The 18,918-nt window shown below is 65.1% G+C and carries 15 protein-coding genes and 1 pseudogene; 9 read left to right on the top strand and 7 right to left on the bottom strand.

Going from position 1 to position 18,918, the window contains the following annotated elements; all coding sequences use genetic code 11:
* Positions 1-72 precede the first annotated feature (72 nt).
* Positions 73-1,107: an ABC transporter substrate-binding protein gene (locus tag B4I46_RS17565; RefSeq protein WP_286901174.1), complete on the bottom strand. Its 1,035-nt coding sequence runs from the start codon at positions 1,105-1,107 to the stop codon at positions 73-75.
* A 70-nt stretch (positions 1,108-1,177) separates the two neighbouring features.
* Positions 1,178-1,951, bottom strand: a complete 774-nt coding sequence (locus tag B4I46_RS17560; protein ID WP_043861694.1) for a class II aldolase/adducin family protein — start codon at positions 1,949-1,951, stop codon at positions 1,178-1,180.
* A 171-nt stretch (positions 1,952-2,122) separates the two neighbouring features.
* On the opposite strand from B4I46_RS17560, the gene B4I46_RS17555 reads away from it, so the two are divergent.
* Both B4I46_RS17555 and B4I46_RS17550 read left to right on the top strand, forming a co-directional pair.
* Positions 2,123-3,523: a PLP-dependent aminotransferase family protein gene (locus tag B4I46_RS17555; RefSeq protein WP_043861693.1), complete on the top strand. Its 1,401-nt coding sequence runs from the start codon at positions 2,123-2,125 to the stop codon at positions 3,521-3,523.
* Between the two features lie 183 nt (positions 3,524-3,706).
* Positions 3,707-4,759 carry an NAD(P)-dependent alcohol dehydrogenase gene (locus B4I46_RS17550; RefSeq protein ID WP_043861692.1) on the top strand — a complete coding sequence of 351 codons (1,053 nt, stop codon included), beginning with the start codon at positions 3,707-3,709 and terminating at the stop codon, positions 4,757-4,759.
* Between the two features lie 9 nt (positions 4,760-4,768).
* Here the strand turns inward: B4I46_RS17550 and B4I46_RS25695 are convergent, their stop codons facing one another.
* The 3 genes and pseudogenes from B4I46_RS25695 to B4I46_RS17540 form a co-directional block, all read right to left on the bottom strand.
* Positions 4,769-5,596 (bottom strand): methyl-accepting chemotaxis protein, encoded by an 828-nt coding sequence (locus tag B4I46_RS25695; protein WP_373874884.1) that lies wholly within the window; start codon positions 5,594-5,596, stop codon positions 4,769-4,771.
* 30 nt (positions 5,597-5,626) lie between these two features.
* A pseudogene (locus B4I46_RS25690) lies at positions 5,627-6,652 on the bottom strand (HAMP domain-containing protein); the annotation flags it as partial.
* A 222-nt stretch (positions 6,653-6,874) separates the two neighbouring features.
* A complete protein-coding gene (locus tag B4I46_RS17540) occupies positions 6,875-8,290 on the bottom strand; it encodes an amino acid permease (protein WP_043861690.1) in 1,416 nt (471 codons plus the stop codon).
* Positions 8,291-8,650: 360 nt separating this feature from the next.
* Here B4I46_RS17540 and B4I46_RS17535 point away from each other — a divergent pair, with 360 nt between their 5' ends.
* The 4 genes from B4I46_RS17535 (at position 8,651) to B4I46_RS17520 (ending at position 13,448) form a co-directional block, all read left to right on the top strand.
* Positions 8,651-10,063, top strand: coding sequence for a PLP-dependent aminotransferase family protein (locus B4I46_RS17535; protein WP_043861689.1), 1,413 nt, complete (start codon positions 8,651-8,653; stop codon positions 10,061-10,063).
* A gap of 81 nt (positions 10,064-10,144) precedes the next feature.
* Positions 10,145-10,780: a LysE family translocator gene (locus B4I46_RS17530; RefSeq protein ID WP_043861688.1), complete on the top strand. Its 636-nt coding sequence runs from the start codon at positions 10,145-10,147 to the stop codon at positions 10,778-10,780.
* A 107-nt stretch (positions 10,781-10,887) separates the two neighbouring features.
* On the top strand, positions 10,888-11,571 hold the full coding sequence (locus B4I46_RS17525; RefSeq protein ID WP_043861687.1) for a LuxR C-terminal-related transcriptional regulator: 684 nt from the start codon (positions 10,888-10,890) through the stop codon (positions 11,569-11,571).
* Positions 11,572-11,579: 8 nt separating this feature from the next.
* A complete protein-coding gene (locus tag B4I46_RS17520; RefSeq protein WP_286901170.1) occupies positions 11,580-13,448 on the top strand; it encodes a sensor histidine kinase in 1,869 nt (622 codons plus the stop codon).
* Between the two features lie 90 nt (positions 13,449-13,538).
* Here the strand turns inward: B4I46_RS17520 and katG are convergent, their stop codons facing one another.
* Positions 13,539-15,809 carry a catalase/peroxidase HPI gene (katG, locus tag B4I46_RS17515; protein WP_286901169.1) on the bottom strand — a complete coding sequence of 757 codons (2,271 nt, stop codon included), beginning with the start codon at positions 15,807-15,809 and terminating at the stop codon, positions 13,539-13,541.
* Positions 15,810-16,155: 346 nt separating this feature from the next.
* Between katG and B4I46_RS17510 the strand changes: the two genes are divergently transcribed.
* The 3 genes from B4I46_RS17510 to B4I46_RS17500 all read left to right on the top strand — a co-directional run bounded on the left by B4I46_RS17510 (position 16,156) and on the right by B4I46_RS17500 (position 17,828).
* Positions 16,156-16,788 (top strand): hypothetical protein, encoded by a 633-nt coding sequence (locus B4I46_RS17510; protein WP_286901168.1) that lies wholly within the window; start codon positions 16,156-16,158, stop codon positions 16,786-16,788.
* 121 nt (positions 16,789-16,909) lie between these two features.
* The gene (locus tag B4I46_RS17505; RefSeq protein ID WP_254999980.1) at positions 16,910-17,419 is read left to right on the top strand and encodes an autoinducer binding domain-containing protein; all 510 of its coding nucleotides are present in this window, start codon (positions 16,910-16,912) and stop codon (positions 17,417-17,419) included.
* 76 nt (positions 17,420-17,495) lie between these two features.
* Positions 17,496-17,828: a hypothetical protein gene (locus B4I46_RS17500; protein WP_058540389.1), complete on the top strand. Its 333-nt coding sequence runs from the start codon at positions 17,496-17,498 to the stop codon at positions 17,826-17,828.
* Between the two features lie 36 nt (positions 17,829-17,864).
* On the opposite strand, the gene B4I46_RS17495 is transcribed toward B4I46_RS17500, so the two are convergent.
* A complete protein-coding gene (locus B4I46_RS17495; RefSeq protein WP_100632503.1) occupies positions 17,865-18,848 on the bottom strand; it encodes an Lrp/AsnC family transcriptional regulator in 984 nt (327 codons plus the stop codon).
* Positions 18,849-18,918: the final 70 nt, after the last annotated feature.

Raw genomic sequence — 18,918 nt, 5'->3', positions numbered from 1 at the left:
GCCCTTTCGCCAGCAAGGCTGGCTCCTACAACGATTGGTGCAGGAGCCAGCCTTGCTGGCGAAGGGGTTCACTCACTTGGTCTTGGCAACCCAGGCATTGAAGCGCTGCTCGAGGTCTTCGCCGTTGTTGACCCAGAACTCGCTGTCCATCGGGATGGCCTGTGCCAGGTTGTCCGGCGCGGTGTTCAACTGCGCCGCCAGTGCAGGGTCAAGCAGCCCGGCGGTATGCAGGTTGGTCGACCCATAGCCCAGCTTGGTGGTGTGGATCTTCTGGTTTTCCGGGCGCAGCGAAAACGCGATGAAGTCCTCGGCCAGGGCCTTGTTCTTGCTGCCCTTGGGGATCGCCCACGAGTCGATGGCGTAGATGCTGCCATTCCATACCGTGTGCACATTGGCGCCGGCCGCCTGTGCGGCGAACACCCGGCCGTTGAACGCGGTGCTCATCACCACGTCGCCGCTGGCCAGGAACTGCATCGGCTGCGCACCGGCCTCCCACCACTGGATGTCGGGCTTGATCTGGTCCAGCTTGCGGAATGCACGCTCCACCCCTTCCGGCGTCGACAACACCTTGTACACGTCGGCATACGGCACGCCATCGGCCATCAGTGCCGCTTCCAGGGTGTACTTGGCGCCCTTGCGCAGGCTGCGCTTGCCCGGAAACTTCTTGGTGTCCCAGAAATCGCTCCAGCCGGTAGGCGTCTGCTTGAGCTTGTCGCCGTTGTAGGCCAGCGCCATCGACCATACCAGCAGGCCGCCGCCGCAGTCCGACAGGGTGCCGGGCACGAAATCCGCTTCCTTGCCGATACGGTTGAGGTCCAGGTGTTCGAACAGGCCCTCCTCGCAGCCACGGATCAGTTCGGCGCTCTCGACCTGCACCACGTCCCAGTTGACGCTGTTGGTGTCGACCATGACCTTGATCCGTCCCATTTCGCCGTTGTATTCACCCGCTACCACCTTGCTGTGGCTGGCGGCGGCAAAGGGGGCGTAGAAGGCCTCGGTCTGTACATCCTTGCTGGCACCGCCAAACGAAATCACGGTGATTTCGGCAGCAAGGGCGTTGGCGGCAAAAGCACTGAGCAACACGGCGGCAATGGTGGTTTTTTTCATGTCTACCTCTGTAATTTATTGGTTTTGGCAGAGTTGATACACGCTGGGCGTCCTTTCGGGTGGTCGCACTTCAGCTTCGGTAATCCACCTGATCACCACTGATCAGGCGCAAGGCGGCGGTCCAGGCCAACAGGTGAAGTTGCTGATCGAATTCGGCGTCGGACTGCTGCGCGGTCAGTTCGCAGACCGCTTCGTCCGGTAGGCGCAGCGGCGGGTTGCCCGCCAGTGCCTGTACCTGCGCCTGGCAGGCGCGCTCCAGGAAGTAGATCTGGTTGAAGGCTTCGGCAATGCAGCGCCCGGCGGCCAGCAGGCCATGGTTGCGCAGGATCATCGCCATGTGCGGGCCCAGGTCCCTGACCAGGCGCTCGCCTTCGGCCGGGTTCAGCGCAATGCCCTCGTAGTCGTGGTAACCCAGGCGGCGATAGAACTTCAGCGCATGCTGGGTGATCGGCAACAGCCCCTGCTCCTGGGCCGACACGGCCATGCCGGCAGCGGTATGGGTGTGCACCACACAGGCCAGGTCCGGACGTGCGGCGTGGATCGCCGAATGGATGTTGAAGCCGGCACGGTTGACGCTGCCGGCGTCATAGCCAGGGTCGATGGTGTTGCCGTGGTGGTCGATCTTGATCAGGTCCGAGGCGCGCATTTCGTGAAACAGCACGCCGTAGCGGTTGATCAGGAAATGCCCCGGCTCGCCGGGGACACGGGCCGAGATGTGCGTGTCGATCAGGTCGGTCATGCGAAAGTGGGCCAGCAGCCGGTACAGCGCTGCCAGGTCGCAACGGGTCTGCCACTCTTCGGGCGAAACCTGCTGCGCGTCGATCCGCGGGGTGTTGGGGTGCATCGCGCCTCCTTGTTCATGGTATGTTTCGGGCACTTGGCCCGCCGGCATGCAGGGATGTTGCAGCAGCCCCCGGCGGCCCACCATGCACAGAACGCGCTGGTTGTGCCGGCCCTGTTATGGTGTTTTCACCAGTACACCCACCGCCACACCCTCGCCTGACGGATGTTTTCTATGATGTTGTTGGATGCCAGCTCGTCGCAGTCGCTGGTCAACCAGATCGTTGCGGGCATCACCCTCGCGATCAACGAACAGCGCTTGCGCCCGGGCACCAAGCTGCCCTCCATCCGCAAGTTCGCGCAAACCCACAAGGTCAGCCATTTCACCGCCGTCGAGGCCTATGACCGGCTGGTGGCCCTGGGTTACCTGACGGCGGTGCGCAATGCCGGCTTCTATGTACGCAGCGCCCCCGACACCCCCGCCCCGCCGCCGATGCCCAGTGCCAGCGACGATGCCTTCGACTTCGACGCCTACCTGCTGCTGCAGAAGGTGTTCCAGCCACTGGGCATGGACCTGCGCCCGGGCATCGGCCTGCTGCCCGAGCCCTGGAGCGACGATGACGGGGTGCAACGCAGCCTGCGCGCCCTGAGCCGTCGCGACCCGAGCGAGTTCACCGGCTACGGCCATGCCAAGGGGTGCGCCAACCTGCGCGCCCGGCTGGTGGAGAAACTGCTCGATACCCGGGTCAACGCCCACCCCGAGCAGATTCTGCTGACCAGCGGCGCCAGCCATGCGCTGGACCTGCTGGTGCGCTACCTGGTGCACCGCGGCGACAGCGTGCTGGTGGACGAACCGGGCTACCACAACCTGTTCCTCAACCTGCGCCTGCAGGGGGCCCGCCTGCTGGGGGTGCCACGCACCCGCGACGGCATCGACCTGGACGTGCTCGAGGCGCAGATCCGCGAACACCGGCCCAAGGTGTTCTTCACCAACACGCGCCTGCAATGCCCCACCGGCACCAGCCTGACACTGGCGGTGGCCCACCGTCTGCTGCAACTGGCGGAAAAGTACGACTTCCTGATCGTGGAAAACGACATCTACGCCGACCTCGACCCGTCCGACCAGCAGGCGCTGGCAGGCATGGACCAGCTGGCGCGGGTGATCTACGTGGCCAGCTTCTCCAAGAGCATCGCGCCGTCGCTGCGGGTGGGGTTCGTTGCCGCGCACCGCGACCTGATCGACGAACTGGTGCCACTGAAGATGGCCAGCGGCCTGACCACCTCGGCAATTGCCGAGGAACTGGCACTGGAGGTGCTGCTGCAGGGGCGCCACCGCAAGCACGTCAAGCAGTTGCAGGCCAACCTGGCCCTGGCCCATGAACAGGTGGCGCGCAAGCTCGAGGCGGTGGGCATGGAGATCTTCGTCAAGCCCCATGCGGGGTTGTTCCTGTGGGCCCGTCACCCCCAGGTCGAAGACGCCACGGCACTGGCCATGGACGCGCGCGAACACAAGATTCTGCTCGCGCCCGGGCAACTGTTCATGCCCGATGCACGGGTGGTGCCGTGGCTGCGCTTCAATGTGGCGCACGCGCAGGATGAGCGGATCTACCGGCTGTTGGAGCAGGCCGCGCACTGACCGGATTCGACTCGCCTCTTCGCCAGTAGGCGCCGGCCTTGCCGGCGAAGCGGCCCGCCCGGGCGACACCCCCGCAGGTCCGGAGAATCAGGCATGACACGCAGAGGAATGCCGGTGGGCACGCCCGGTGCCCGCGCGGACAATGCGCCGCCTCTACCGTCATTGCTTTTGCGAGGTTCCCCCATGTACACCGCCATCGGCTACGCCGCCCAGTCGGCCACCACGCCCCTCGCCCCCATGACCTTCCAGCGCCGCAGCCCACGCCCCGACGACGTGGCCATCGAGATTCTCTACTGCGGCGTGTGCCACTCCGATATCCACCAGGCCCGCAACGAATGGGGCATCGCCGTTTACCCGCTGATGCCCGGCCACGAAATCGTGGGCAAGGTCACTGCCGTGGGCGCCAGCGTCAGCCGCTATCAGGTGGGTGACCTGGTGGGTGTGGGCTGCATGGTCGACTCCTGCCGCCACTGCCAGGCCTGCGCCGCCAACCTGGAACAGTACTGCCTCGAAGGCCCGACCATGACCTACGCCACCCCCGACCGGGTCGACGGCAGCAACACCATGGGCGGCTATTCCAGCAGTATCGTGGTCGACCAGCATTTCGTGGTGCGCATCCCGGCCGGCATGGACCTGGCCAGCGCCGCGCCGATCCTCTGCGCCGGCATCACCACCTATTCGCCGCTCAAGCACCACGGGGTCAAGGCCGGGCACAAGGTCGGCATCCTCGGCATGGGCGGCCTGGGTCACATGGGCATCAAGCTGGCCAAGGCCATGGGCGCCGAAGTCACCCTGTTCACCCGTTCGGCCAGCAAGGCCGAGGAAGCCCGCCGCCAGGGCGCCGACCATGTGGTGGTGTCCACCGATGCCGCGCAGATGGCCGCCGTGGCCGGGCACTTCGACTTTCTGCTCGACACCATCCCGGTGCAGCACGACCTCAACCCCTACCTGGAAACCCTGAAGTTCGACGGCGTGCACATCCTGGTGGGCCTGATCGAACCGGTGGAGCCGCCCCTGCACGCCGCCAACCTGGTGCTCAAGCGCCGCGTACTGGCCGGCTCGCTGATCGGCGGCATCGCCGAAACCCAGGAGGTGCTGGACTTCTGCGCCGAGCACGGCATTTGCTGCGACATCGAGATGCTCGACATCCAGCACATCAACGAGGCCTACAGCCGCATGATCGCCGGCGACGTGAAGTACCGCTTCGTGATCGACATGGCCTCGCTCAAGGCCTGAGCCCCCGCCTCACAGGTTGAAACGCCCCAGCAGGTGGTGCTGTTGCCCCACCTGCTCCACCATCACCGCACACTGGCGCACCTGCACCTGGGTGCCTGCGGCCACTTCATGACTGATGTCGCGAATGGTCGTGGTGTTGCGGTTGATCTCTTCGCTGGTGGCGCTCTGCTGCTCGGCCGCGGTGGCGATCTGGGTGTTCATGTCGTTGATGCGGGTGATCGCCTGGCGAATGCGCACGAGCATGTCGTTGGCCGCGCCCGCCTCCTCGGCGGTCTTGCCGGCGCTGTCGCGGTTGTGCTGCATGCGCGACTCGGCGTGGCGCACCCCGGCCTGCAGCTGGTCGATCATCTGGCGGATCTCCTGGGTCGACTGCTGGGTGCGCGAGGCCAGCGTGCGCACCTCGTCGGCCACCACCGCGAAACCTCGCCCCGTCTCGCCGGCACGTGCAGCCTCGATGGCGGCATTGAGCGCCAGCAGGTTGGTCTGCTCGGCAATGCTGGTAATCACCGCCAGGATCGACTCGATGTTGTCGCTGAGGCGCGACAGGTCATTGATTGCATGGCCGGTGTCGTCCATTTCGCTGGCCAGTTGCCGGATCGCCGCGGTCGAGCGTCGCACCACGTCCTCGCCGCCGTGTGCTTCCTCGTCGGCAATCACTGCGGCCTGCGCCGCTGCCTGGGCGTTGCGCGCGACGTCTTCGGCGGTGGAGGCCATCTCCTGCATGGCCGTGGCCAGTTGGTCCAGCTCCTGCAACTGGCGCTGCAGGCGTTCATCGGTCCGGGTGGCTTCGGCCGACGTCAGGTGGGTGCTCTCGCGCACCTGGTTGGAGGTGCTCATCACCTGATGGATCAGGTTCTGCAGGTTGCCCAGAAAGCCGTTGAACTCGCGCGACACCAGCGCCACCTCGTCATTGCCGCCGTCGGGCAGGCGCCGCGTCAAGTCGCCGTCGCCCTGGTTGACCTCATGGAACGAGCGGTGCAGCAGGTCCAGCGGCTTGAGCAGGCGCCCGAGCAGCAGGCCCAGCACCACGAGGCTCACCAGCACGCCGAGCAGCGTGGCCAGCACTGCACGCCAGGTCAGGCTGTCGGCCTCGGCCATCACGATGCGCTGGTCGAGCACCACGCCGATCAGCCAGTCCATGCCCTCCAGGTAGGTCAGCGGGGTGAAGGACACCAGTGAATCGTGATCGCCGGTTCTAACCGTCTGCAGCTGGCTGTCCAGCGCCGGGTGCTGGCCATCGAACAGGCTGCTGTAGGGCTTGCCGTTGTACTGGCTGTCGGGGTGGGAAATGATCGTGCCGTTGCGGCTGAGCAGAAAGGCATGGCCGGCGCCGTTGAAGTCCAGGGTATTGATGGCATCGGCCACGCTCTTGAGGCGGATATCGCCGCCCAGCACGCCGGCGAAGGTAGCGCCATCGTAGAGGCGCGTGACCGCCGAAATCAGCGTTTCGCCAGTGGCCGAGTCGATGTAGGGCTCGGTGAGCACCGCCTTGTCGGCGCCCTTGGCGACGGCATACCAGGGCCGTGTGCGCCCGTCCCAGCTCGCATCGGGGCGCCAGCTGGGCGTGTTGGTGAGGGGTTTGCCGTCACGTTGCAAGGCGCCGAATATCAGGATGAACTCGTCCTTGAGCATCGGGCTGTCGATGATGCGCTGGGTGTTTTCAGGGCTGTAGCGGCTGTCGATGGCCTGCGCCACCAGGCCCATGAGCTTGAGCTTGGCGTTCAGCCAGTTCTCGATCTGCCGGGCCAGGGCACCGCTGGACTCGGCGATGCCGGCAGACACTTGCTTGTGCAGGGCGTCGCGCACCTGGCTGACCTGCGCGACCGACAGCAATCCGGTGGTAATGAACAGCAATGTGGCGGCCGCCAGGCCAGCCTTGTGAACGATCTTCATGCCTGCACTCCGTGCCGAATCGAGCAAACGGGCATGCTAGGCAGGCGTACTGGCACACTGCAATCAACGTTGCGATGATTGCCCGGTGCCGTAATGGGGATTGTTTACCGGCATCACGGCCACTGCTTGTAGGACGAACCCGGCGCACGGCATCCGCGCCGCGGGCAGGCAAAAAAAAACCAGGGCCGTTTGCGGCCCTGGTCTTTTTCGTCATGGTGCCTGTCAGCCCTTGAGCTGCCTGGCCGCACGCACGTGCATGAACACGCCCATCAGTGCCACGATGGCCGCGGCCGCACCGGTGGAGAACACCAGTACCTGGTAGTCCGGCACAAAGGCCATGGTCACCAGGCACCCGATGATGAACACGATCACCAGGTAGGTCAGCCACGGGAACAGCCACATCTTCAGGCGGATTTCCTTGCCCTCGGCTTCCAGCTTGCGGCGCATCTTCAGTTGCGAGAACGCGATCACCAGGTACACCAGCAAGGCGATCATGCCGGTGGTGTTCATCAGCACGTCCAGCACGTCTTTCGGGCGCAGGGTGTCGCTGAAGTTGATCAGGGCGACGAACACCGCCACCGAGCACGAACCGATGATGGCGAACACCGGCACACCGGTACCGGCGCGGGTGATCTTGAAGAACGACGGTGCATCACCGCGGGTCGACAGCGAGAACAGCATGCGCGAGGCGGTGTAGTGCGCCGAGATCAGGCAGCTGCTCACCGAGGTCAGCACCACGAAGTTCATCACGAACTCAGCGCCCGGAATGCCCAGCAGCTCCAGAGTACGACGGTACGAACCGTAGCCCGACTGGCCCATCAGCGGGTCGTTCCACGGCACCAGGGCCACGATCAGGAAGATCGAACCCACATAGAACAGGCACACACGCCACACCACCGAGTTGGTGGCCTTGACGATCTGCTCGGACGGGTTCTTCGACTCGGCGGCCGCGATGGTCACGATTTCGGCGCCCAGGAAGGCGAACATCACCCCCAGCATGGCTACCACCACTGCCTCCACCCCATTGGGCATGAAGCCCTGGGCCGTGAGGTTGCTGATGCCGTGGACCTCACCGGTGGGCCACAGGTTGGCCACGGCCAGCCCGCACACCACAAGGAAGCATATGATCGCCACCACCTTTATCAGCGCGAACCAGAATTCGAACTCCCCGTAGTGCTTGACGTTGAAGAAGTTGACGCTGATCAGCACCAGGGTAGTGGCCAGCACGAACACGTTGACGCTGATGGAGGGGAACCAGCCGTGCAGGATCTTGCCCGCCACATAGGCTTCCCAGGCCATCAGGATGACCCAGAACCACCAGTACAACCAGCCGATGGTGAAGCCTGCCCAGCGCCCGATGGCGCGCTCGGCGTAGGTGGAGAACGAGCCGGTGTCTGGCGAGGAGGTGGCCATTTCACCCAGCATGCGCATGATCAGCACCACCAGGATGCCGCCGGCCAGGTACGCCAGGATGGCGGCCGGCCCGGCGCTGTGGATCACACTCCCCGAGCCCACGAACAGCGCACCGCCGATCACCCCGGCGATGGACATCATGGTCAGGTGGCGCGATTTGAGCGAAGCGCTAAGCTTGCTCTCGGGCTCCACCTTGGAGGATGTGGAAGTCGATGTAGCGTCCATCAGTTGTCTACCCCTTGTTTTTCTTTTTCCAGCGAACACGCAAGACCGGCGAATGCCGGGCTTCATTGCTCGTCAGTGTCTGATTGTGTACGGGATGGATCGCAAACCCGGCGGGCATCCATGGCCTTGAAGGTCGGCAATCGTGCTGTGCACGCCCGGGGGCTTGCCCCTGGCGGTAGTGATCGGGCCTCTCAACATGCTTTAGCTGGCGAATACAGACCCCTAATGTAAAAATGTACGACACAGAGAGCCATGCACAGCGCCGTGAAATATGCACTGCACTGTACAGGCCGCCAATGCAGTACACCCCCGTTCCCTGCAGGCGCCAGGCGTTACGCACCCTGAAGGCACAGCCCCAACATGCTTGAATTACGACCCGACTCCGCCCCCCCGCTCGTCAACCAGATCATCAACGGGTTGCGTGAGTTGATCGAGAACCAGACCCTCAAACCCGGTGCCAAGGTACCGTCCATCCGCGCCTTCGCCGCCACCTACTCGGTCAGCACCTTCACCGTGGTCGAAGCCTACGATCGGCTGGTGGCCCAGGGCCTGCTGGTCAGCCGCGGCAATGCCGGCTTCTTCGTCAACCGCTCGGTGAACGAGCGCATCGAAAGCCAGGCCAGCGACGCCGAGCCGGGCAAGCCGGAGTTCAACTCCGAGTGGTACCTGCAGAACATCTTCGAAAGCCGCCAACTGGCCTTCAAGCCCGGCTGTGGCTGGCTGCCCAACGAGTGGATGTTCGAGGACGGCCTACGTCGCGGCCTGCGCCAGGTGGCCGGCAGCGTGATGGAACTGAGCGGTTACGGCGACCCCATGGGCCTGCTCGAGCTGCGCACCCTCACCGCGCAGAACCTGGAACAGGACCAGCGCATCGTGGCCAACCCCAACCAGCTGATGCTCACCCACGGCGCCAGCCAGGCGCTGGACCTGGCGGTGCGCACCCTGGTGCGCCCGGGCGATGTGGTGCTGGTGGACGACCCGGGCTACCCCAACCTGATGAGCATCCTGCGCTTTCAGGGCGCCACCCTGATCGGCGTGCCGCGCACCCCGGCCGGGTATGACCTGGAGCATCTCGAGCGGCTGCTGGCCCACCACCGGCCCACGGTGTTCTTCACCCAGCCGCACCTGCACAGCCCCACCTGCTCGCGCACCCCGCTGGCGCAACTGCACCGCCTGCTGCAACTGTCGGCGCAACACGGCTTTCGCCTGGTGGAGAACAACCTGTACGCCGACATGGTGGCCGAACCGCAACCGTGCCTGAGCAGCCTGGACCACCTGCAGCAGGTGGTGTACGTGGGCAGCTATTCCAAGAGCATCTCGCCGAACGTGCGGGTGGGCTACATGCTGGCCAACCCCGAACTGATCCAGAAGCTGCTGCAACTGAAGATGCGCTCGGGCCTGACCACCTCACAGGTGATGGAGCGCGTGGTATATGCGGCCATCACCGACGGGCGCTGGCGCAAGCACCTCAAGCGCCTGCGCCAGCGCCTGGCCGAGGCGCAGCAGGAGGTCAGCCGTCGCCTGAACCGCCTGGGCTTCGAGATTTTCGTCGAGTCCGACGAGGGCATGTACCTGTGGACCCGCCACCCGCAGATCGCCAACAGCGCAGCGCTGGTGGACGACGCCCTGGAGCGCGGCATCATGATCGGCCCCGGCCAGTTGTTCATGGTCGACGCCCAGGCCACCGGCTGGATGCGCTTCAACGTGGCGTTCAGCACCGACCCGGCCTTGTGGCAGCAACTGGAAAAGCTGTTCGCCCGTCACGCCGCCTGAACCTGCGCAATTTTGTTCAATACGCCGCCCCCGGCCCCGCCACACACTTCCTGGACCCACATCCATAGAAGTGAAGGTTACATGGAGCAGTTCCTGATCATTGCAGCAGCGCACTTTCTGGCGCTGCTGTCACCCGGGCCGGATTTCTTCCTGGTGGCGCGCACCTCCCTGGCCACCAGCTGGCGCGTGGCCAGCGGAGCCTGCCTGGGCATCGCACTGGCCAACGGGGTGTTCATCGTCGCCGCCTTTACCGGCGTGTCGGTGCTGCAGCCGCACAGCACGCTGTTCATCGTGCTGCAACTGGCCGGTTGCGCCTACCTGCTGTACCTGGGCTGGCTGTTCATCCGCCATGCCGGTGCCAGTACGCTGGAGGTTGCCCCGCAGGGGTCGCCGGCACCGTCGCCCGCGGCCACCACCTGGCTGGGCGCCGCCGGCATGGGGGTGGTGTCCGGCATCCTCAACCCCAAGAACGCGCTGTTCTACGCCAGCCTGGCGGCCATGCTGAGCGGGCCGCAGGCAAGCCCTGGCTGGAAGCTGGCCTACGGCCTGTGGATGTTCGGCGTGGTGCTGGCGTGGGACCTGCTGGTGGCGGTGGTGATCGGCAACCGCCACGTGCGCCGCCGCTTCGCCCGTGCCCTGCCGTGGCTGGAGCGGGCCACGGGGGCGATGCTGGTGCTGCTGGCGCTGGGCGTGATCGCGGTAATGGCGCTGGGCTAGCACCGGGGCGTGGGGTAGGCTATGAGGCTTCATTTACCTGTTTTCAGGGATACCTATTGGCCGCTGCATGGGGCACATTCGCCCCCACCGCGCGCCCGAGACTGCCCATGCCTATCCAGACGACTGTTCCCGAACCCACGCTGCTCGCGCCGGTACTGCTGGTGGAGGACGAGCCGCTGATCCACCGCCGCCTGGAAGCCCTGCTGCTGCAACTGGGCTACCGGCCCGAGGCCCTGCTGTTCGCCAGCTCGCTGGCCGAGGCCCGCGCCTGCCTGGCGGCGCAGCCGGTGGCGCTGGCGCTGGTAGACCTGGGCCTGCCCGACGGCAACGGCATCGAGCTGATCGAAGAGATGCACGCCACCGACCCCGGCCAGGCGATCCTGGTGATCTCGGCATGGAGCACCGAAGACACCCTGCTCGCGGCGCTGCGGGCAGGCGCCACCGGCTATGTGCTCAAGGAACGCGACGACCTGGAGATCCTGTTGTCGCTGCGCAGCGTGCTGCGCGGCGGCGCCCCCATCGACCCGTTCGTGGCCCGGCGCATCATCGAGGAACTGCGCCCGGGGGCCGCCCAGCCGGTCGACACCGCCGATGGCGAACGCCTGACCCCGCGTGAAGACCAGATCCTGCGCCTGGTGGCCGAGGGCCTGGGCAACCGCGAAATCGCCGAACAGCTGAACCTGTCGCGCTACACCGTCGAATGCCACGTCAAACGCATCTATCGCAAGCTGGCGGTGTCTTCGCGCACCCGCGCCATCCATGCGGCACGCACGCGTGGCCTGCTCGATTGAGAGGCCTGATGGCGTGCTGGCTGCTCGTCCTGTGCCTGTCGGGTGCAGCGCAGGCTGCAACGCCGGGCGGTGCAAGCTGCACCGTGCAGGTGCTGTCGGTAGCCACCGCCCAGGGTGATGACCAGGGCAACCGCCCCGAGGCCGGCCCCTGGCAGGCCGTGACCCTGCCCGACGACTGGAGCCGACGCTGGCCGCAGCACGACGGCACGGTGTGGTACCGCCTCCAGTGGCAGCGCGACTGCGCGGCCGGTCAACGCATGCCGGTGGCACTGACGCTGCGCTCGGTGATCATGGCCGGCGAAGTGTTCGTCAACGACCAGCGCCTGTGGCGTGACAGCCAGCTGAGCGAGCCGCTGTCACGCAGCTGGAACATGCCCCGCTACTGGCACCTGCCCGAAGGCCTGCTGCACGAAGGCGTCAACACGCTGTGGGTACGTGTGGTGGGCCTGGCGGTACAGTCACCCGGGCTGGGGCCGGTGTACCTGGGGGATGAGGCCTCGGCACGCCAGCTGTATGAAGAGTTGCTGTGGACCAACCGCTCGTTGTTCGTGCTCAACCTGACCGTCTCGGCGGTGCTGGGCGGGCTGTTCTTCTGTATCTGGGTGATCCGCCGCGAGCAACGGATCTTTGGCTGGTATGCGGCCATGGCCCTGTGCTGGGTGCTGTTCATCGCCAACATACTGATGACCAGCCCCTGGCCCTTCTCCACCACCCTGATGGCTGCGCGCTTCAACGGCATCGCGCTGGTGATGTACGTCACCTGCTTCTGCGTGTTTGTCTGGCGCTTTGGCGGGCAATCGCTGCCGCGCCTGGAGAAGGCACTCTGGCTGCTGACTGCCGCACTGGTGGCCTTGATGGCACTGGCCCCGGATGCCCGCGTCGGCAACGCGCAACTGGTGGCGGTGCTGAGCACGGCGACGGTGTTTTTCCTCAACTGCCTGCAGTTTCAGCTGCATGCCTTGCGCACCCGGCGGCCCGAGCATGTGTGGCTGGCCGCAAGCCTGCTGATATTCATGCTGGCCGGGGCCCATGACCTGCTGATAATGCTGAAGCTGATCGGCGAAACGCCCGCGTGGACACCGCTCACCAGCGTGGTGACGACCCTGTGCATGTCGGTGGTGCTGGGCTTGCGCCATGCGCGCAGCGTGCGCCGTATCGAGCGCTTCAACCTGGAGCTGGCCGAAGGCATCGAGCGCGCTCGCGGGGAACTGGCCACCACCCTCGAACGCGAACACGCCCTGGCGCTGACCAACTCCCGCCTGCAGGACCGCCTGCAGATCGCCCACGACCTGCATGATGGGCTGGGCGGTTCGCTGGTGCGCATGATGGCCATGGTCGAGCAGGCCAGCACGCCGCTGCAGGGCCCGCAGTTTCTGTCGATGCTCAAATTGCTGCGTGATGACCTGCGCCAGACCATCGACAATGGCTCCAGCGCCGGCATCAAGGTGCCGGCCACGCCGCAGGAATGGATCGCCCCGCTGCGCCATCGCTTCACCCAGCTGTTCGACGAACTGGATGTGACCTGCACCTGGCACTTTGCCGCGCAGTGGCGCACACCGCCCAGCGCCTTGCAGTGCATGGCATTGACACGCCTGGTGGAAGAGTCGCTGACCAATGTGGTCAAGCACAGCCGTGCCCGGCATGTGCAGGTTGAGCTGCAGCAGCCGCAGCCCGACAGCCTGGAGCTGAACATCGAGGATGACGGTATCGGCTTCGACGTGCTGGCGGTACAGCGCGCCGGGGTGAGCGTGGGCATGCGCAGCATGCATGCGCGCATCGCCCGGGTGGGCGGTCAGTTGGAGGTGGTTTCGCTGCCGGGTTGTACGCGGCTTGTTGCACGCCTTGCGCTGCAACGGGAGGTGCCGGCCAGCGTCTGAGCCGGTACTGCAGGCATTCGCTTGGCCGGCAAGGCCGGCCCCTGCAGGGGTTGTGCTGCTCTGCAGAGGCCGGCCTTGCGGACGAACGCGCTACTTCACATCGAAACGGTCCAGGTTCATCACTTTGGCCCAGGCCGCCACGAAGTCGCTGACGAACTGCTGCTGCGCATCCGCACTGGCATACACCTCGGCCACGGCCCGCAATTGCGCGTTCGAGCCGAACACCAGGTCGACCCGGGTGGCGGTCCACTTCACCTGCCCGCTTTTGCGATCACGCCCTTCGAACGCCTGAGCGGCCTCGGACACCGGCTTCCACTCCACGCCCATGTCCAGCAGGTGGGTGAAGAAGTCATTGGTCAGCGCCTGCGGCCGCTGGGTGAACACGCCATGGCTGCTCTGGCCCACATTGGCCCCCAGCACCCGCAGGCCGCCCACCAGCACCGTCATCTCCGGTGCACTGAGCGTCAGCAGTTGCGCCTTGTCGATCAGCAGCGCTTCGGCCGGCACGCGGTAGTGCCCCTTGAGGTAGTTGCGAAAACCATCGGCAATGGGTTCGAGAAAGCCGAACGACTCCACGTCCGTCTGCTCCTGGCTGGCATCGGTGCGCCCCGGCGTGAACGGCACCGTGACCGTATGCCCGGCGTTTTTCGCAGCCTGCTCGACACCGGCGTTGCCCGCCAGCACGATCAGATCGGCCAGGGAGATCTTCTTGCCACCGGCCTGCGCCCCATTGAATTCGTTCTGGATGCCTTCCAGGGTCGCGAGCACGGCGGCCAGCTGTTCGGGCTGGTTGGCCTGCCAGAACTTCTGCGGGGCCAGGCGCAGCCGCCCGCCATTGGCACCGCCGCGCTTGTCCGAGCCCCTGAAGGTGGAAGCCGCCGCCCATGCGGTGGACACCAGCTGCGCCACCGACAGGCCCGAGGCCAGTACCTTGGCCTTGAGCGCGGCGATGTCGCCGTCATCGACCAGCGGGTGGTCGACCTTGGGAATCGGGTCTTGCCACAGCAGCTCCTCAGCGGGCAGTTCCGGGCCCAGGTAGCGCGACAGCGGGCCCATGTCACGGTGGATCAGCTTGTACCAGGCGCGGGCAAAGGCATCGCTCAGCTGGTCGGGGTTTTCCAGGTAGCGGCGCGAGATCTTCTCGTAGATCGGGTCGAAGCGCAGCGACAGGTCGGTGGTCAGCATGGTGGGGTTGCGCCGCTTGGACGGGTCGTGGGCGTCGGGGATGATACCGGCGCCGGCGCCGCCCTTGGGCGTCCACTGGTGGGCCCCGGCCGGGCTCTTGGTCAGCTCCCACTCGAAGCCGAACAGGTTCTCCAGGAAGTTGTTGCTCCAGCGGGTCGGGGTGGTGGTCCAGGTCACTTCCAGGCCGCTGGTGATGGTGTCCGGGCCCTTGCCGGCGCCGAAGCTGTTCTTCCAGCCCAGGCCCTGCTCCTCCAGGCCTGCCGCTTCAGGCTCGGGGCCCACGTTGTCGGCCGGGCCGGCGCCGTGGGTCTTGCCGAAGGCGTGGCCGCCGGCGATCAGGGCCACGGTTTCCTCGTCGTTCATGGCCATGCGCCCGAAGGTCTCGCGAATGTCCTTGGCGGCGGCGACCGGGTCGGGGTTGCCTTCCGGGCCTTCCGGGTTCACGTAGATCAGCCCCATCTGCACTGCGGCCAGGGGGTTCTCCAGGTTGCGGCCCTGCTCGGTACGGCTTTCTTCGTTGCCGTGCTGCTCGGGTTCGGCCACCAGGGTGCCCTCGCCCGGCGGCTGCATGGCTTCAGGGTCTTTGCCGTAGCGCGTGTCGCCGCCCAGCCACTTGTTCTCCGAGCCCCAGTACACGTCCTCGTCCGGCGCCCACACGTCCGGGCGACCGCCGGAAAACCCGAAGGTCTTGAAGCCCATCGACTCCAGCGCCACGTTGCCGGTGAGCACGATCAGGTCGGCCCAGGAAATCGCCCGCCCGTACTTCTGCTTGATCGGCCACAGCAGCCGCCGCGCCTTGTCGAGGCTGACGTTGTCGGGCCAGCTGTTGAGCGGCGCGAAGCGCTGCTGGCCGGAGCCGGCACCGCCGCGCCCGTCGCCGGTACGGTAGGTGCCCGCACTGTGCCAGGCCATGCGCACGAACAGTGGCCCGTAATGGCCGAAGTCGGCCGGCCACCAGTCCTGCGAGTCGGTCATCAGCGCGGTGAGGTCCTGCTTGAGGGCCTGGAAGTCCAGGCTCTTGAACGCCTGGGCATAGTCGAAGCCCTCGCCCAGCGGGTCGGCCTGGGGCACGTGCTGATGCAGGATCTTCAGGTTGAGCTGGTTGGGCCACCAGTCACGGTTGGTGGTGCCACCGCCGGCGGCATGATTGAACGGGCATTTCGATTCAGTTGCCATGTGAGAGCTACCCTTGGTCGAGTTCATGTCGCCAGGCAGCCCTGCCAGGGCGCCGTGGCAACGTGCGAAATCAGTTACACAGGTTGCATCGTCAACGACTCGAACGGCTGAGCGCCGCGATCTTGTCTCTTCATCAGGATGGGTCGGCCAGCTGGCACCGGCACCGAACTAAGGCTAGTTCGCCGCCCCCGAGTCGGCAAATAGCCGCAGTATTGGTGGGTGATAGCCATAATCTCTTATACGGAACCCGCCAGGGAGCAGAAGGTAGGACAAACGCTCGCTGAGCCGTGCACCGATAACGCAGGCGTAGTCAGGGCGAGCGACCACCCCACGGGAGGCTCGCCCCATGGACATGCGCCCGCGTTCAACCGCCATCCACGAGGCCGGTCACGCCCTGGCCGTGTGGTGGAACGGCCAGCCCATTGCACGGGTGACCGTGCTGACCCACGCCCAGGCCGCCAGCGGCCCGCTGATCGACCTGAACGGGCGTGCGCACTTTGCCGAGGGGCTGGTGGAGGCGGACTACCTGATCGTGCACCCGGCCTTCGCCGCCCGTGGCATTGCCGAATACCTGCCCTCCCTCGTCGAACCCATCGAGCGCGACTTGCTGCACTGCTTTGCCGGGCCCGTGGCCGAAGCCATCCACCGGCACGCACGCTATGACCGGATCTTGCGCGGCAGCGGCCGTGGCGACCGCTGCCGCGGGCATGAACTGATCAGCCTGTTGCCCGCGCACAAGCTGCTCGATGCCGAGGCCCTGGCCATCGCCCGGTCCGGCTGCCTGGTACGCCGGTACTGGGCGGGGCTGGTAGCAGTGGCCGACCTCTTGCAGGCACGGGGTGTGGTGGACGGCGAGCGAGTCAGCGCGTTGCTGTGCCAGGTGACTGGTGAATCACCGGCACAAGGGCCCGCAAGCCTGCGCGAGCTTGACCCTGAGGGCGGGTCCGACCAGAGGCAGGCCACCCGGCAAAAGCGTTAGCGCTTTTTGCAATAGCGCAAAAAAGCTGAGCTACAGTCGTAAAAGGCGCATCTGATACGTATTTATCAGGAGAAACTGATCTGTATCCACGGATGTTCACATCATGCAGGGATGAGCAACGATGGATCACTGGACAACGGAGCAACTGCGTCAGCTGGTGTGCTCGAAGGACTTGGACAGCCAGTTGGCGCAATTGGAAAAGCTGCTTCGGTGCCTGGGTTTCGACTGCTACGCCTTCAGTTTCACCACCCCGACGTTTTCGATCACACAAAGCAACTGCCCCAACCCATGGGGCGAGCGCTACCGTCGCCATGAGCCTGCGGTCGTTGAGCCCCTGCTTGCGCACAGCCGGCACTCATCCTTCCCGTTGCTGTGGACACCAGAGGCTTTCACCAGCCCCCCCGAGTTGTGGGCAGGCGCGCAGGATCACGGCGTTTGCCTCGGCTGGACCCAACCCTTTCACGATGAGCACGGCAGGTTCAGCAGCTTGAGCGTGGTACGCCAACACCCGCCCGTGACCGTCAATGAGCTTTACAGCAAGGGGGCCGCGGTGCTGTGGCTGGTGCAGGTGCTGCATGCGACGGCGGCCGCTCTGGTGAATGACCCGCAGGGGCGGTCATCATCCGAGTGACCCGCAATGGGGTTCGTCAGCGCCACATGGGATATCCTCGCTACCTGGCCCGTTCAAAGATCGAGTGGAAGACCCATTGAAACTGCTCAAGGAAAACAGAGAAATCCTCCTGTCTGGAGAAGAAGCCATCCACCTTGTCGCCGATATCGAATACATGCTCATTTCCCTGAGAGACATTGCCCGCCATTACTACAGGGATGTTGATGGCGACATCAGCCCAGGCGACAGAGCGCTGTATTGCGAAGAGACGACACGGTTCATCGATGAAAACCAGATCACCCGTCGACTGGCCGCCATGCGAAGAACAATCACTGAAAAGTTCGACCTCGCGCTGGGCTGCGACGACATGGATGACATTGAAAGAGCGGTGGCCGAGATGGACTACTGGAAGCCCAAACAGGCAACGTAGCCAGCTACGTTGCTTGCACAAAGGCAGGCATGAGCCCTACTCGACCATCAACCCTCGACGCACCCGCCCCGCCCTTTTGTAGGCCCTGACCACCGTGTTGGTCTCACACGAGATGATCCCGTCCAGGGATCCCATGCGGGCGGTCGAGACGGTCCATAGATCATGGATATCACGGCACAGCACATGCCAGAACAGCTGCGAGCCGCCACTGGTGCCAAACAGGCAACGCGTGTGTTCATCCTTCGCCAGTTCCTGGGCAATGCCCTCCGCCGCACCCGGTCGAGTCTGCAACGACACAATCGCTTCTACCCCATAGCCCACCAGCAACGGCTCGAGCTCCACACGAAATGTCAGGGCATTGCTGTCGACAAGCCCACTCAGCATCCGCTGAACCTTCGGCTCACTGACTCCACATGTCTCGGCAAGCACGCCCAGGCTGGCCCTTCCATCCAGGGTCAGGGCGCCGAGTAACCGCATTTCGTCAGCACTCAGGCTCACAGGCCCGGCCAGCACCGGCTCGGTAGGCACCGAACCATCAATGCGCCAGCGGCTGGCTCGTCGGAAGGACCTGAGCACCACCTGCGTCTGAACCTGCCTAACCCCCGGCACCAGCGGCAACTCCCGCACCACCATGTCAGAAAGCGCTTCCACACTGGGCAGGTTGATCTCGGTGAAGATGTCGAACTCGCCCGTTGTCGCCATCACAACCTGCGTCTGTGCCCACTGCGCCAGGTGCTGCGCCACTTCGCTCTGACGACCGTCTGCTACCCGAATCCAGGCATGCAGCACCGGGCCACTCCCCACCACAACCGGGTCGAGCTCGCCGATCACCCGGATATACCCGTTGTCCATCAAGCGTTGCAGCCGACGCGAAAGCGTACGCTCCGCCACATCGCAGCCGGCGCTCAGATCCCGCCAGGTGCCGCGAGGGTTCGCCTGCAGTGCAATCAGGCAGGCCAGATCCGCGTCATCCAACGCAAAATGTCTTTTTTCATCCGAATCAACGGTTGACGAGACCATATCCTTACAATACCTTCGCTCAAGTGGCCAAATTAATACAAAAAAACGCCGCATATGTCTAAAAACAATT

Origin of the sequence: Pseudomonas sp. UBA7500 (genome assembly GCF_002478435.1) — a bacterium.
In the GTDB taxonomy this organism is placed as follows: domain Bacteria; phylum Pseudomonadota; class Gammaproteobacteria; order Pseudomonadales; family Pseudomonadaceae; genus Aquipseudomonas; species Aquipseudomonas palmensis.
This window is presented reverse-complemented; position numbering and strand designations above follow the sequence as displayed.

Bases quoted from the DNA above. Each gene is read 5' to 3' on its own strand.
- B4I46_RS17565 (WP_286901174.1), bottom strand. From the start codon at position 1,107: ATGAAAAAAACCACCATTGCCGCCGTGTTGCTCAGTGCTTTTGCCGCC.
- B4I46_RS17560 (WP_043861694.1), bottom strand. From the start codon at position 1,951: ATGCACCCCAACACCCCGCGGATCGACGCGCAGCAGGTTTCGCCCGAA.
- B4I46_RS17555 (WP_043861693.1), top strand. From the start codon at position 2,123: ATGATGTTGTTGGATGCCAGCTCGTCGCAGTCGCTGGTCAACCAGATC.
- B4I46_RS17550 (WP_043861692.1), top strand. From the start codon at position 3,707: ATGTACACCGCCATCGGCTACGCCGCCCAGTCGGCCACCACGCCCCTC.
- B4I46_RS25695 (WP_373874884.1), bottom strand. From the start codon at position 5,596: ATGAGCACCTCCAACCAGGTGCGCGAGAGCACCCACCTGACGTCGGCC.
- B4I46_RS17540 (WP_043861690.1), bottom strand. From the start codon at position 8,290: ATGGACGCTACATCGACTTCCACATCCTCCAAGGTGGAGCCCGAGAGC.
- B4I46_RS17535 (WP_043861689.1), top strand. From the start codon at position 8,651: ATGCTTGAATTACGACCCGACTCCGCCCCCCCGCTCGTCAACCAGATC.
- B4I46_RS17530 (WP_043861688.1), top strand. From the start codon at position 10,145: ATGGAGCAGTTCCTGATCATTGCAGCAGCGCACTTTCTGGCGCTGCTG.
- B4I46_RS17525 (WP_043861687.1), top strand. From the start codon at position 10,888: ATGCCTATCCAGACGACTGTTCCCGAACCCACGCTGCTCGCGCCGGTA.
- B4I46_RS17520 (WP_286901170.1), top strand. From the start codon at position 11,580: ATGGCGTGCTGGCTGCTCGTCCTGTGCCTGTCGGGTGCAGCGCAGGCT.
- katG (WP_286901169.1), bottom strand. From the start codon at position 15,809: ATGGCAACTGAATCGAAATGCCCGTTCAATCATGCCGCCGGCGGTGGC.
- B4I46_RS17510 (WP_286901168.1), top strand. From the start codon at position 16,156: ATGGACATGCGCCCGCGTTCAACCGCCATCCACGAGGCCGGTCACGCC.
- B4I46_RS17505 (WP_254999980.1), top strand. From the start codon at position 16,910: ATGGATCACTGGACAACGGAGCAACTGCGTCAGCTGGTGTGCTCGAAG.
- B4I46_RS17495 (WP_100632503.1), bottom strand. From the start codon at position 18,848: ATGGTCTCGTCAACCGTTGATTCGGATGAAAAAAGACATTTTGCGTTG.